This window comes from Nocardia sp. NBC_00508 (assembly GCF_036346875.1).
Taxonomy (GTDB): Bacteria; Actinomycetota; Actinomycetes; order Mycobacteriales; family Mycobacteriaceae; genus Nocardia.
Genome location: NZ_CP107852.1, coordinates 671977 through 684569, shown reverse-complemented (window position 1 = coordinate 684569; position 12593 = coordinate 671977). Strand labels below are relative to the sequence as shown.

11 protein-coding genes are annotated in these 12593 nt (G+C 63.9%); 8 read left to right on the top strand and 3 right to left on the bottom strand.

From position 1 onward, the window contains the following. The first annotated feature begins 108 nt into the window (after positions 1-108). A complete protein-coding gene (locus OHA40_RS02845) occupies positions 109-1377 on the top strand; it encodes a hypothetical protein (RefSeq protein WP_330231506.1) in 1269 nt (422 codons plus the stop codon). 161 nt (positions 1378-1538) lie between these two features. After that, a complete protein-coding gene (locus tag OHA40_RS02840; protein WP_330231505.1) occupies positions 1539-2066 on the top strand; it encodes a MarR family winged helix-turn-helix transcriptional regulator in 528 nt (175 codons plus the stop codon). A gap of 90 nt (positions 2067-2156) precedes the next feature. Here the strand turns inward: OHA40_RS02840 and OHA40_RS02835 are convergent, their stop codons facing one another. Then, positions 2157-2567, bottom strand: coding sequence for a hypothetical protein (locus OHA40_RS02835; RefSeq protein ID WP_330234506.1), 411 nt, complete (start codon positions 2565-2567; stop codon positions 2157-2159). Here OHA40_RS02835 and OHA40_RS02830 point away from each other — a divergent pair. From OHA40_RS02830 to OHA40_RS02820, 3 genes are read left to right on the top strand one after another with little or no spacing between them, the layout of a single operon-like run. Continuing rightward, the gene (locus OHA40_RS02830) at positions 2472-3023 is read left to right on the top strand and encodes a TetR family transcriptional regulator (protein WP_330234019.1); all 552 of its coding nucleotides are present in this window, start codon (positions 2472-2474) and stop codon (positions 3021-3023) included. The genes OHA40_RS02835 and OHA40_RS02830 overlap by 96 nt on opposite strands. A gap of 11 nt (positions 3024-3034) precedes the next feature. Then, complete coding sequence (locus OHA40_RS02825; RefSeq protein WP_330231504.1) at positions 3035-3943, top strand: ABC transporter ATP-binding protein; 909 nt, start codon at positions 3035-3037, stop codon at positions 3941-3943. After that, complete coding sequence (locus OHA40_RS02820; protein ID WP_330231503.1) at positions 3940-5565, top strand: ABC transporter permease; 1626 nt, start codon at positions 3940-3942, stop codon at positions 5563-5565. Before OHA40_RS02825 ends, OHA40_RS02820 begins: the two co-directional genes overlap by 4 nt. 380 nt (positions 5566-5945) lie before the next feature. Here OHA40_RS02820 and OHA40_RS02815 read toward each other — a convergent pair whose 3' ends face one another. Beyond that, entirely contained in the window at positions 5946-7496 is a 1551-nt protein-coding gene (locus OHA40_RS02815; RefSeq protein WP_330231502.1) for an acyl-CoA synthetase, read from the bottom strand. A gap of 170 nt (positions 7497-7666) precedes the next feature. Then, positions 7667-8161, bottom strand: coding sequence for a flavin reductase family protein (locus tag OHA40_RS02810; RefSeq protein ID WP_330231501.1), 495 nt, complete (start codon positions 8159-8161; stop codon positions 7667-7669). Positions 8162-9112: 951 nt separating this feature from the next. Between OHA40_RS02810 and OHA40_RS02805 the strand changes: the two genes are divergently transcribed. Genes OHA40_RS02805 through OHA40_RS02795 form a run of 3 tightly spaced genes read left to right on the top strand, consistent with a single transcriptional unit; the run spans position 9113 to position 12584 of the window. Then, positions 9113-9988: a MaoC/PaaZ C-terminal domain-containing protein gene (locus tag OHA40_RS02805; RefSeq protein WP_330231500.1), complete on the top strand. Its 876-nt coding sequence runs from the start codon at positions 9113-9115 to the stop codon at positions 9986-9988. Continuing rightward, positions 9985-11394 carry an OB-fold domain-containing protein gene (locus OHA40_RS02800; RefSeq protein ID WP_330231499.1) on the top strand — a complete coding sequence of 470 codons (1410 nt, stop codon included), beginning with the start codon at positions 9985-9987 and terminating at the stop codon, positions 11392-11394. The genes OHA40_RS02805 and OHA40_RS02800 overlap by 4 nt, the downstream gene beginning before the upstream one ends. Next, positions 11394-12584 (top strand): acetyl-CoA acetyltransferase, encoded by a 1191-nt coding sequence (locus tag OHA40_RS02795; protein ID WP_330231498.1) that lies wholly within the window; start codon positions 11394-11396, stop codon positions 12582-12584. The genes OHA40_RS02800 and OHA40_RS02795 overlap by 1 nt, the downstream gene beginning before the upstream one ends. Positions 12585-12593: the final 9 nt, after the last annotated feature.

The window sequence follows — 12593 nt, the reverse complement described above, 5'->3', positions numbered from 1 at the left end:
GAGTCCACCTCTGATCGCGACCGGTGTCGTGGGCTGCTCGCTCGGGTAACGCCAGCGGGGTCTGCGGCGATCAAGGGCTTGAAACACCCTGCTGGACAGAGGATTCCCATGGGCGTGGTGCAGAGTCTCGAGGTCCCTGGATTCGGTCGGTTGACCGTCCGCGATGGCGTGGAGGCGTATTCGGTCGACGCGCCGGGTGGTGTGTTCGATGACGCGATCAGCTTCCGGTTCGAGTCGAGTCCGCACCTGCCCCCCGAATATCAGATCCATTTCCTGCAATTCGCCGCTCACGAATTACGTGTGCACGGTGAGCGCGGCGATTTCTCCGCCCACGGCGACAGCACGCTGTCCCTCGATCCGGGCCACCTGGTGTGGCGGGTCGATACCCTGTCCCCGGTCGGCGGCGCGGCAAGCATCCGTCCGTGGTACGACGCGGGCGGTAACCATTCGGTCGACGGTGCGACGCTGACGATGGCGGACCGGCCGGGCTTCACGGTGCCCGGCGGCATGGTGGCGACGGTCGCCGGTGAGCTCGCGCACCCGGCCAACCATGCCGAGCTGGCTCGCTGCGGCACCCCGATTTCTGCGGACTACATCCAGCATTTCGACACCTATGTCGTCGGTCTGCGTCCGGCCGGGCTCGAGGTCATCGCCCATGTGCGATGGCAGTCGATCAATCCGCTGGATCATCTCGACACCGGTGTCGCGCACGCGGTGTCGGCCGCGCCCATGCACGCCGTTCACCCACCCGAGCGCGCGTTCGCGGTGACCTATGACCAGTGGGCCGCACTCGGCGCGGACTCCCGTCCGCTGCACCACTACGCCGATCAGCTTCCGCACGGCGCGGACTCACACCACGGCGCCGCGGCCCCGCCGAGTCCCGCCCACAGCAGCGGTTACCCCGCACCGCACAGCGCGATCGAAGGAGCCCTCGTGAACCCCCACCCGACCTCGCCGCCCCATCCTGCCTCTGCTGTGCCGGGGATGGACTTCCACCACGGCCCGGCCGCACCCGTCGCGCCCCTCCCCGGTATGGATTTCGGCGCCGACCACCACGACGCCGGTAAGCACCCCGGCACCGAAATACCGCATCATGTCGCGCTGCCCCCGGACGGCAGCCTCATTCCCCACCACGAGACCACCTACTCCGGTTCGCCCGGTACGTCGCCGAATTCGCAGCCGCAGGAGACGATGGGCTCAACCGCCGGGCCCGTTCAGCCCCTCGGCATGGACTTCGGTGACCCGACGGCTGCTGGACACGGACCGTATGGCTACGCGGCCGCCGCAAGCCCCCACCACGGTGGTGAGGCCCTCGGAGGCTCGGCTGAGGGCGGTCTCGCCGGGCCGCTCGATCTCGGTCCGATGCCCGGTCTGTGACCCGCAGCGATCGGGTCCAGGACCGCGGGTCGGCAGACCCGCGGCAGGGTTGCGGGAGTGCAGATAGGGCCGGGCCCGCTCGGCCTCGCGCGGAGATCCGAACTCGCGCAATTCGATCCGCACCGCGCCGGGGAGCGAAATCGCTCCAGTAAAGTGGGCTGATGTCCGATGCAGCGCATCCTTCCCCAGCGGTGCGTGTCGACCCGGCCGGGGCACCCGTCACCGCACGAGACACGGAGCGTGACCTGCTCGCGCTCGCCAATCAGCTGTGCTTCGCTCTCTACTCGACCTCGCGGGCGATGACCGCCGCCTATCGCCCTTTCCTGGACGCGATGGAGGTCACCTACCCGCAGTACATCGCCCTGCTCGCGCTGTGGGAGAGACCGGGCATGACCATGAAGGAACTCGGCGAACAGCTGCGGTTGGACTACGGGACCGTCTCGCCGCTCATCCAGCGCCTGCAGGCGCGCGGGCTGGTCGAGAGCGTGCGCTGCACGCATGATCGCCGCTCGGTCGAGTTGCGGTCCACCGAGGCCGGGCATGCGCTGCGGCGGCGAGCCTGGGAGATGATCGAATCGGTGTCGGCCGCCGTCGGGTATCCCCTCGAGGCCATTGTCACGCTGCGCGATCAAGTCAACGCGCTCGGCGAACGCTTGGACGCGGTGGTGTGCGAACATCAGGAACACTGACGTTACGTGCGCCCCGCGTCGCGCCACCGGCGGCTCGGTGGACCGTGGAAAGTTGATCCAGCGATCCGATTCGCGCGGCCGTTAGCTGTACTAGACCTTCCAGTTCCAAATTCGCGGATTCTCGATAACGTCGTCACGCATCGACTCATCGGATACGAAAGGCCGCCCATTCGTGAGGAGCAGTGAGCTGGCGCGCACCTGCCCGGACGAAGCAGCGTCCAGGGCAGTGCGGGTGGTTCGTGCGCGCATCTCGGTACGAAAGTCGGGCGGTCGGCAATTAATGTTCATCTCCCGAGCATGAACGCCTCTGCGGCCGACTCTGTTACGGATGGTGACCTGACCAGACGGGGACGTATCCGAGACGCGGCAATTCAGGTATTCGGTGCGCGGGGGTTCGCGGCCGGAATTCGCGCTGTTGCGAGTGCGGCTGACGTATCCCCAGGGCTCGTTATCCATCATTTCGGATCCAAGGATGGTCTTCGCGCCGAGTGCGATGCCCATGTGATCAATATTTTGGACGATCGCAAGGAAGCTTTCCTGGTCTCTCCAGAAGTTATCGAACCATCTTCGATACTTGCCGCGATCGACGAGTATGCGCCGCTTCTCGCATATCTCGCCAGGACGCTTGCGGAAGGGGGAGACCTCGCGCGGTCACTGTTCGACGAGATCGTGGCCAGGAGTGAGGAGGTACTGCACAAGGGGATTTCGAACGGGTTGGTCATACGGAGTCGAGACCCGGCCGCGCGGGCGCGCTATCTGACACTCGCGAGCCTCGCACCGCTCGTGTCGGCCGTTCAGTTGAGAGCCGGTGACGGTAGTGCCGACGGTCGTCAGGTAGTTCGCGACCTCCTGCGCGAACTGGCGCTTCCAGCGCTCGAGCTGTGGACCCGCGGTCTTTTCACGGACTCCAGATTTATCGATGTAGCGATTTCTCACGTATCCGCAGACTTTTTATGAAAGGAACGATCATGGCAGCAGTAATCGAAGTGAGCGGGCTCGAGAAAACATTCGGTCGAGCGCATGCCTTGAACGGGTTGGATCTCACGGTGACCAGTGGCGAAGTCCACGGTTTCCTCGGACCCAACGGAGCCGGCAAATCCACCACGATCCGGGTGCTGTTGGGAATCCTGCGCGCCTCCGCGGGCCGAGTGACTGTGCTCGGGCGGAACCCGTGGTTGGACGCCGTCAGCCTGCACCGCCATATCGCCTATGTCCCCGGTGACGTCACCCTGTGGCCGTCGTTGACGGGCGGCGAGACCATCGACGTCCTCGCGCGTATGCGTGGGGGAATCGACGAGGCCCGGCGCGATGAACTCATCGAACGCTTCGACCTCGATCCCAAGAAGAAGGCGCGGACCTACTCGAAGGGAAACCGCCAGAAGGTGGCGCTGATCTCGGCGTTCTCCTCGCGTGCACAGCTGCTGTTCCTGGACGAGCCGACCTCAGGCTTGGATCCGTTGATGGAGCAGGTATTTCAGGAATGTGTCGCAGAAGCTCGCGACCGCGGCGCCACCGTGCTGCTGTCCAGCCACATCCTCTCCGAGGTCGAGGAGCTGTGCGAACGAGTGACCATTATCCGGGCCGGTCGAACTGTCGAAAGCGGAAGCCTGGAATCGATGCGGCACCTCAGTCGCACGTCGGTGACCGCTGAATTGGTCAGGTACCCGGGAAATCTCATGAAGATTCCCGGGGTCGAGAATGTGCATATCGAGGGCACCACGTTGAACTGCCACGTCGAGAATCAAAGCCTCACCGAAGTCATGCGTCTGCTCGGCGAGAGTGGGGTCCGCAGCGTGGTCTGCCGCCCGCCGACGCTGGAGGAGTTGTTCATGCGGCACTATGCGAACGCCGGTGCAGAGCAGCAGGTGTCGGCATGAGCACGGCGACCCTCGAGCGAACTCGAAACGACGCCACAACCGGTGGTGGGCCATTCGCCGGAACCTCCGAGCTGGCCAGGATGTTCTTGCTCCGGGACAAGACGGTGCTCGGATTGTGGACGGTGTACCCGGCGATCCTGCCGGTCTTCTACGCACTGGCCATGGATCACTTGTATCCGACCGCGGAGGAGCGTGCGCGTTTCATCTCCTCGACGAGCGCCGCGTTGAAAGCCTTGGAAGGCCCGACTTTCGGCGCGAGCGTCGGCGGGCTCACCGCGTGGTTCGCGGGCATCGTCTACCCGGTCATCGCGCTGGCGGTCATCCTCACCGTGATACGGCACACTCGCGCCGAAGAGGAATCCGGGCGCTTCGAACTGGTCGGCTCGACCAGCGTGGGCCGCTATGCGGGGTTGACCGCAGCGCTGATCCTCGCGATCGGCGGGGTTTCGGTATGTGGGCTCTTCTGCTTCACCGGATTGGTCATTGTCGGCCTGCCGGCAGCGGGGGCAGCTGCCTTCGGTGTGGCCGTGATAAGTGCCGGTGCGGTATTCGCCGGTGTGGCGGCGGTCGCTGCTCAATTGAGCACGGGCGCTCGCACCGCTCGGGGAATAGCTCTGGGGGCCTTGGGCTTCGCGTTCATGTTGCGTGCCGTGGGAGACGCCGGGTCGGGCACGGTGTCGTGGGTGTCGCCGTTGAGTTGGTCGCAGCAGATTCGGCCGTTTTCCGACGAGCGGTGGTGGGTCGTCATCTTGCCGCTGACCGCCGTGATCGGCCTGATCACCGTCGCCTACGCACTGTTGCGCGGACGGGATGCGGGGGCGGGCGTGATTGCCGAGCGGCCCGGCCCACGGGTCGCGCCGCCGTCCCTCGCAGGGCCGGTCGGTCTGTCGTGGCGGAGTCACCGGGGGCAGCTGGTCGCGTGGACCGTCGGCTTGGGCCTGTTCGGTTTGCTGGTCGGCGGTATGGCACACGGGGTCGGCGACCAGTTCGGCGATATCGACGCAGTCAACGACATCATCTTGAAGGGTGGTGCATCGCAGGCGCTCGAAGAGTCGTTCATCGCGATGACCCTGAGCATCTTCGGCATTGTGGCGTCCGCCTATGCGGTATCCGAATCGCTGCAGCTACATATAGAAGAGGAAAGCGCTCGTGCCGAGGCAGTTCTCTCCACCGCTGTCGGTCGTATCCGCTGGGCGTTCAGTCATATCTTGTTCGCGATCGTCGGCCCCGCGATCGCGATGGTCGTCACGGGACTATTGGCCGGTCTGACGTACGGAATCGTGATCGACGACGTCTCGGATGCGGTCCCGAGAGTCGTTGCCGGCGCGTTGGTCCAGTTGCCGGCAGTGTGGCTGATGGCCGGGCTCGTCGTCGCGTTGTTCGGTGTGCTGCCGAAATACGCGACCGCAGCGTGGGGCGTGCTCGCCGCGTTCCTCGGTCTCTACATAGCCGGTGTCACCGCTGACATCCCGCAGGTTGTGCTCGACCTGAACCCGTTCTCCCATCTGCCGATCCTCCCGGGAGGCGAATTCCGAGCCGGGCCCGTCGTCGGTCTCACCGCGATCGCTGTGGTGCTGCTCAGCGTCGGGCTGGTGGCCTTCCGGCGCCGCGACATGCGATGACGAACGCCGGGTAGTCGAGTAACGGCGTCGACCCCGGCCGGAAAGTTGCCTCACTCATCGGGGTGTCGAGCACGCGTATTTCACGCGTGCTCGTGCCGATGGTGCGACTGATGTCGATTACACAATGCTCGGGAGGGATCGCGGATCAATGTGAACCGGGATGGCGCCGCTCTCCCTCGCCGGCCGGTGAATGGCTTGGCTCACAAGGTCGGGCTTCTGACCGATGTCATCGGGGACCGCATCTATAGAGCTACGAGACGTGAGGTGGATGAGGGGATTGATGTCCTTGTCGACGCCGATCGGAGTGCCTCGATACAGTACGAGCCGAGCGCCTCGGAACTTCGCGCGCTCACCGGCCACAAGGACACCAGCGGAGGTGATCAGGGATGTTGCGGCGCGGACTCGTCTTTCCAATAGCGCTCGGCCAGGCGCCGTTTATAGAGTTTCCCGGATGACGCGCGCGGCAGGTTGCGATCGAAGTCGATGGTGCGCGGAATCTTGTAGGGCGCCAAGCGGGTTCGGCAGAACTCGGTGAGCTCTTCGGCCAGTTCGGCGGTCGGTACCACGTCATCGAGCGGTTGGACGACTGCCTTGATCTCCTGTCCCCACTCCTCGTTGGGGATGCCGATCACGGCGACGTCGGCGACAGCGGGATGCTCGATGAGAACGTCTTCGATCTCCTGAGGGTAGATATTGACCCCACCGGAGATGATCAGGTCGTCTCGACGCTCGGCGAGATACAGGAATCCGTCCGGATCGAGATACCCGAGGTCACCCACCGTGGTCCAGCCTTCTCTGCTGTAGGCACGGCGCGTCATCTCCGCGTCGCCGAGATATTCGATCGGAACGGCGTCGGAAGCGTAGATTCTGCCGACCTGCCCCGCGGGAAGCTCGTTGCCGTCGTCGTCCAGGATGTGGAACTGCCCGTGGATCGCCTGCCCGACCGACCCGCGGTGTTCGAGCCAGCTCTGCGGTGAAATGTACGCGACGCCCCCTCCTTCCGATGCCCCGTAGTACTCGTGCAGAATCGGCCCCCACCAATCGATCATCGCTGATTTGACCGAGACCGCGCAGCGTGCGGCGGCATGGATAGCGACCCGATGTGTCGACAGGTCGTGGGCACGGCGCTCCGACTCCGAGAGCCGAAGCAGTCGCACGAACATCGTCGGCACCCATTGGCTGTGTGTGACGCCGTAGCGCTCGATCGTCTGCAGCGCGACGTGCGGGTCGAAGGCGTTCATGACGATGTCGGTTCCACCGATGCGGGTGATGGCCATCGTGAACCGCAGGGGCGCAGCGTGATACAGCGGAGCGCCCGGCAGCAAATAGCGGACGTCCTCGTTGTCGAGCTCGAACAGCGCGAAGAAGGCGAACACTTCCGGCGGCAGATCCCGTGGGTGAACACCGAGGAGCTGACGCCTGCCGCCCTTCGGCCGGCCCGTGGTGCCGGAGGTATAGACCATGTCGGAGCCCTCCTCCTCGTCAGGCAGATCTCCGGTGGAGTGCCATGCCGCGAAGGACTCGATGCTTCGGTAGCCGTCGATCTCGCAGCCCAATGAGAGGGCAGCAACCGGCACAGTCAGCTCGGCCGCCAGCGCCTCGGCCTGCTGTGCGCACGCAACGTCGGCGATGATGGCTTTGGCACCCGAGTTCGCAACGATATAGGCCAGCTCCGGAGCCGTCAGGTGCCAGTTCAGTGGGACGTAGTAAAGTCCCGACCGCTGGCCCGCCCAACAGACGCTGAAGTATTCCGTCGAATTGCCCATCAGGATCGCGTAGGTGTCTCCGTGCCCGAGCCCGAGCTCACGCAGCACTTTCGCGATTCTGATCGAATCGTCATTGAGCTGCCGATATGTGAGGGTCTCGCCGGTTTCGGCCAGGATCACAGCGGGTTTGTCCGGTGAGCGTTCGGCATGGATACCCGGATACATAGTTGTCCTCCTAGTAGCGCACAGTTCGGCGTCGGCGATACGGCCGAAGTCAAGACCGTGTCCCACGAGCACGTGACTGCGCGGACAGACTGTGAGTCTGCCGTGACCTCCACGCGCAGAGCTTGCCACCCCGTGCCCGCGTGGCGGCGTTCACTGTCCGGCGGGGCGTTCTACTGGGCAAGATGGCCGTACTTACCTTTGTAGAACAAGAGTGGGGCCCCGTCCGAACTTGCCCCGAGATCCAGGACCCGCCCGAAGACGATTGTGTGATCGCCCGCGTCGACTTCACGCTCGATTTCGCAGTCGACCCAGGCCAAAACGCCGTCGAGAACCGGAGATCCAGTAAGCCCGGGCCGCCAGGAAACTCCGTCGAATTTATCCGAACCGCTGATCGAGAATGCCTGGCACAGATCGTCCTGACGGACGTCCAGAATATTCGCCGTGAACTTCCCGGCGCTTCGGATCCTCGGCCAGGTCGTGGATGTCCGACTGGGGGCAAAACTGACCAGTGGCGGGTCCAGGGAAACCGACTGGAAGGACTGGCAGGCGAACCCGACCGGTTCATCTCCAGCTATGGCAGCGATGATCGTGACGCCACTGCAGTAGTGGCCGAGGACGTGGCGGAAGCGACCTGGCTCGACCACGGGCGTGGTCAACTCCGGCATGAGCTTTTCCTTTCCGATGGGTTCGACGATCCGGAAACGCAAGCGTCAGCCGGGCCCGGTGAAGTCTTTCGTCTGTCTTCCCATTTTGTTTTCGATTATTAACCTTTCGGTGGTCTGCTTGGTTTCGGGTGTGAGCGACCTGGAGCCCGGTGTTAGGCACGCTATACTCGCCTTGTGCAAGCGCTATCGCGGTACCTGTGCGCTAGCGGCACCCAGCTCGCGGCGGCTGTGTGTACCTCGAATGTTAGTAGACGTTCACGTTGTGAGCAAGACTGGAGCCCGGCCGACAGATGGGCGGCCGGGCGTGCGGCAAGTGGTTCGGTCGAGATCGCTGATCGGAACGCTGTGCGTCCGAAGGGTGCCGTGCTGTCGATGATCGTCACCCGCGCCATCCTCTGGGCTGAGCTTCGAGCCGCGCGAATGGTTGCCTGCCTACGGGCCGCCGGTGAATGTCGAGCGCTGTCGGGCACCATCGGCGACCGTCATGTATCGAACTCCTGCGCCGAGTGTGTGTTGGCCGCCACGTCATTTCGGAGTGCGGAGGCGACCTGTCGCTAACTGTAATAGGCGAGCTATTCCCGATCATGTGGCCGCGTGATGTGCTCGACTCGCGACGATTTACGGGATACGAAAGGGCGGGGCGATCGTGAGTATCGAGGCCAGCCGGACACACTCGGACGAAATGCCGGTTCCCGTAGCGGTTCGGGTCGTCTTCGAACCGACTCCGAGACGCGCGGATGGTGCAGGAGGTTTCGCGATTGCGGGACGTGTCGAGGGGAACGGCTGGCGGTCCCCCTTCTGGGGCTGGTTGGAACTGGTTTCGATCCTGGAGTCGGTCAATGAAAGTGCCATCGGTCGGTATCGGGATTTCATACTGCAGTGTGCTGACGGTGTGAATACCGAAGTCGCATCCGCATTAGCGGACCGTGCAGCCTCGGAGTAGGAGAAATAGTGGGTTTCAGGCTCGAGAATCTCGGCAAGTGGTCGAGCGAACTCGAATTCACAGTTACGAATGAGCAGATCCGGAAGTACTCCGCAGCGACGAACAACGTGGCCGCGGAGCACCTCGACGGCGCTCTGGCGCCACCCATGTTCGCTGTGGTTCCGCAAAGCCTCTCGGCTGCCCAGGGCCAAGCGGGGGAGATCGAGTATCCGGTTATCGACCTGGAGCCCGCAGCGGCTATGAAAGTGCTGCACGGTGAACAGGACGTGTACTTCCATCAGCCGATCCGCCCAGAGATGAAATTGCGAATCAAGAGTGCGACGGTGGGCATCTTCGGCAAGTCCAGCGGTACCGCCGCGGTGATCAAGTTCGAGACAACCGATGCCGACAACGCCCCGGTCAATACCCAGTACTGGACGTTGTTCTATCGCGGCGTCTCGCCCACCGAGTCCAGGGGTGAGGCCGCCCCACCAGGCTCCGTAGTGGACGAAAACTACCGCCAGCGTGACCCTTTGGCGACGGTCGTCCAGCAATTCGACGACGATCAGACACGGCGCTACGCGGAGGCGTCGGGCGATCACATGCCGATCCACCTCGACGACGAGCTGGCGAAGTCTGTCGGGTTGCCGGGTGTCATCGTGCACGGCCTGTGCACGATGGCATTCGCCGGCCGAGCCGTGATCGACAGTGTCGGCGGGGGAGACCCGAATGCGTTGAAGCGGCTCGCTGTTCGCTTTTCGCGAGTGGCCTTGCCAGGCGAGCAGATCGACACGCGCATCTGGGACGCCGGTCACATCTTCGACCGGAACATCTATGCATTCGACACCGTGAACAGCGGCGGCGAAACAATCCTGACCAACGGACTCGCGGAGATCGCCCGATGAGCGGAATCTTGTCCTACGGAAGTTATCTGCCGTACCGGCGCCTTCAGCGAGCACACATCGCGTCGGCGATGGGGACGCCTGCTGGTCGAGGCAGTCGGTCGGTCGCGTCCTACGACGAGGATGCGACATCCATGGGTGTCGAGGCATCGCGCGCTGCGCTGGCGCACCTGCCCGGTGGATCGGGCGCCGAGCAGGTCTTCTTCTCGACAACCCGCCCGCCATATCTCGACAAGACGAACGCGGGCGTCCTTCATGCCGCTCTGGGACTGGACCAGGATGCCTTCGCGGTCGACATGGTCGGATCCGTGCGGTCCGGTGTGGGGGCGCTCAAGTCCGCACTGGCTTCCTCCGAAGCCTCGTTGGCCGTGTCGGCCGATATCCGCACCGGTCTTCCGGGTGGCGTCGACGAGCGTGATGGTGGTGATGGTGCCGCGGCGCTTCTTTGTGCCGCCGCAGGCGAGTTCATCGCGGACTATCTCGGGGGCGATTCGGCATCTGCCGAGTTTCTCGATCGTTGGCGAGTGCCGGGCGAGATCGCGTCGAAAGTCTGGGAGGAACGCTTCGGCGAATCCGCCTATGTTCCGCTGGCAGCGGCTGCGGTGTCGAGGGCATTCGAGCAGGTGGGTATCACGGCGACAGACATCGACCACCTCATCGTGACCGGTTTGCAGGCAAGGGCAGTCCGTTCGGTGGCCAAGGCGGTGGGCGTTCGCCCGGAAGCCCTGGTGGACGACCTGACAGGAGTCGTCGGTAATACGGGCACAGCGCATCCGGCCCTGCTGCTGGCGAGCGTTCTCGATGTCGCCGCGCCGGCTGAGACCATAGCCGTGGTCGTCCTTGCCGACGGTGTCGATGTGATGATCTTCCGGACGACGGAGCTGCTGCCGAGTCGGCGCCAACCCCTCGGCGTGCGGGCACAAATCGAAGCTTCGCGCGATGACCTGAGCTATGCGAAGTACCTGACCTGGCGGGGCATCCTTCGAACGGAGCCGCCGCGGCGTCCGGATCCGGTCCCTCCTGCCGCCCCGCCGTCGTACCGCTCCGAACGGTGGAAGTACGCGTTCGTCGGATCCCGCTGCTCGTGCGGGACCGTGCATCTGCCGCCCGCGCGAGTATGCATGCGCTGTCATGCCGTCGACCAGGTGTCGCCGGAATCGATGCGTGAGGTCAAAGCAACGATCGCGACGTACACGATCGACCATCTGACTTACTCCGAGTCGCCCCCGGCGGTGGTCGGTGTACTCGACTTCGATGGGGGTGGGCGATTCCAATGTCAGCTCACCGACGTCGATCCCGACAGTCTTTCGATCGGTGATCGCGTGGAGATGACATTTCGAAATGTGTACACCGCCAACGGCATACACAACTACTTCTGGAAGGCTCGGCCAGTGAGAGGGCAGGACTGATGGCGTCGAGGGGAATTCTCGATCGGGTGGCAATCGTCGGAATGGGTTGCACACCGTTCGGTGAACTGTGGGACAAGGACGCGTCCGACTTGATCGTCGATGCCTCGCAGGAGGCGCTCGCCTCGGCGAACATGACGATGGGCGACGTCGATGCCTTCTGGTTGGGCACGATGAATTCCGGAACGAGCGGGCTGACCGCGTCGCGCCCCCTGAAGATCGACAACAAGCCGGTGACGCGCCTCGAGAATATGTGTGCGACCGGTTCCGAGGCATTCCGCAACGCCTGCTACGCGGTGGCGTCCGGTGCATACGACGTGGCTATGGCCGTCGGCGTCGAAAAGCTCAAGGATGGCGGTTTCTCGGGACTGACCGGTTCGATCCCACCGAACGACGGCACCTTCCCGGATATCAGCGCACCTGCGCTCTTCGCGGCCCTCGCGCCTGCTTACGGAAACAAGTACGGGGTGGACGACGAAACGCTGAAGGATGTGTTCACGCATATTGCGTGGAAGAACCATCGAAACGGCGTGAAAAACCCTCGGGCGCAGTTCCGCAAAGAGGTCGCCAAGCAGACCATCAAGGATTCGCCTCTGGTGGCCGGTCCGCTGGGTATCTTCGACTGCTCGGGCGTATCCGACGGGTCCGCCGCCGCCATTATCGTGCGCGCCGAGGATGCCCACCGCTATCAGGCAAAGCCACTCTATGTCAAGGCATTGTCGTTCGTCGCCGGCGCCGGGACAGGACCGATGGATCCCGACTACGACTACACGAGTTTCACCGAAGTGGTCGCGTCGTGCCGCGACGCTTACCAGCAGGCCGGTATCACCGACCCGCGCGAGCAATTGGCGATGGCCGAGGTGCATGACTGCTTCACCGTGACCGAGATGGTCTTGATGGAGGATCTCGGTTTCGCCGACCGAGGTACAGCGTGGAAGGACGTCCTCGCCGGAGCGTTCGACCATAACGGCACACTGCCGGTCAATCCCGATGGCGGCTTGAAGAGCTTCGGTCACCCGATCGGCGCCTCGGGGCTTCGCATGCTGTTCGAGATATGGCTTCAGCTGCGGGGCGAAGCGGGCGAGCGTCAGATCAGCAACGGCAAGAAGCTCGGCTTGACCCACAACCTGGGTGGTGCTCCGGGTTCTGCCGTGTCGTTCGTCTCCATCTGGGGCTCGGAACCCTCTGCCTGACAACGAATT

Coding starts and splice junctions, on each gene's coding strand:
- OHA40_RS02845 (WP_330231506.1), top strand. CDS start 109: ATGGGCGTGGTGCAGAGTCTCGAGGTCCCTGGATTCGGTCGGTTGACC.
- OHA40_RS02800 (WP_330231499.1), top strand. CDS start 9,985: ATGAGCGGAATCTTGTCCTACGGAAGTTATCTGCCGTACCGGCGCCTT.
- OHA40_RS02840 (WP_330231505.1), top strand. CDS start 1,539: ATGTCCGATGCAGCGCATCCTTCCCCAGCGGTGCGTGTCGACCCGGCC.
- OHA40_RS02815 (WP_330231502.1), bottom strand. CDS start 7,496: ATGTATCCGGGTATCCATGCCGAACGCTCACCGGACAAACCCGCTGTG.
- OHA40_RS02825 (WP_330231504.1), top strand. CDS start 3,035: ATGGCAGCAGTAATCGAAGTGAGCGGGCTCGAGAAAACATTCGGTCGA.
- OHA40_RS02810 (WP_330231501.1), bottom strand. CDS start 8,161: ATGCCGGAGTTGACCACGCCCGTGGTCGAGCCAGGTCGCTTCCGCCAC.
- OHA40_RS02820 (WP_330231503.1), top strand. CDS start 3,940: ATGAGCACGGCGACCCTCGAGCGAACTCGAAACGACGCCACAACCGGT.
- OHA40_RS02835 (WP_330234506.1), bottom strand. CDS start 2,567: ATGGGCATCGCACTCGGCGCGAAGACCATCCTTGGATCCGAAATGATG.
- OHA40_RS02795 (WP_330231498.1), top strand. CDS start 11,394: ATGGCGTCGAGGGGAATTCTCGATCGGGTGGCAATCGTCGGAATGGGT.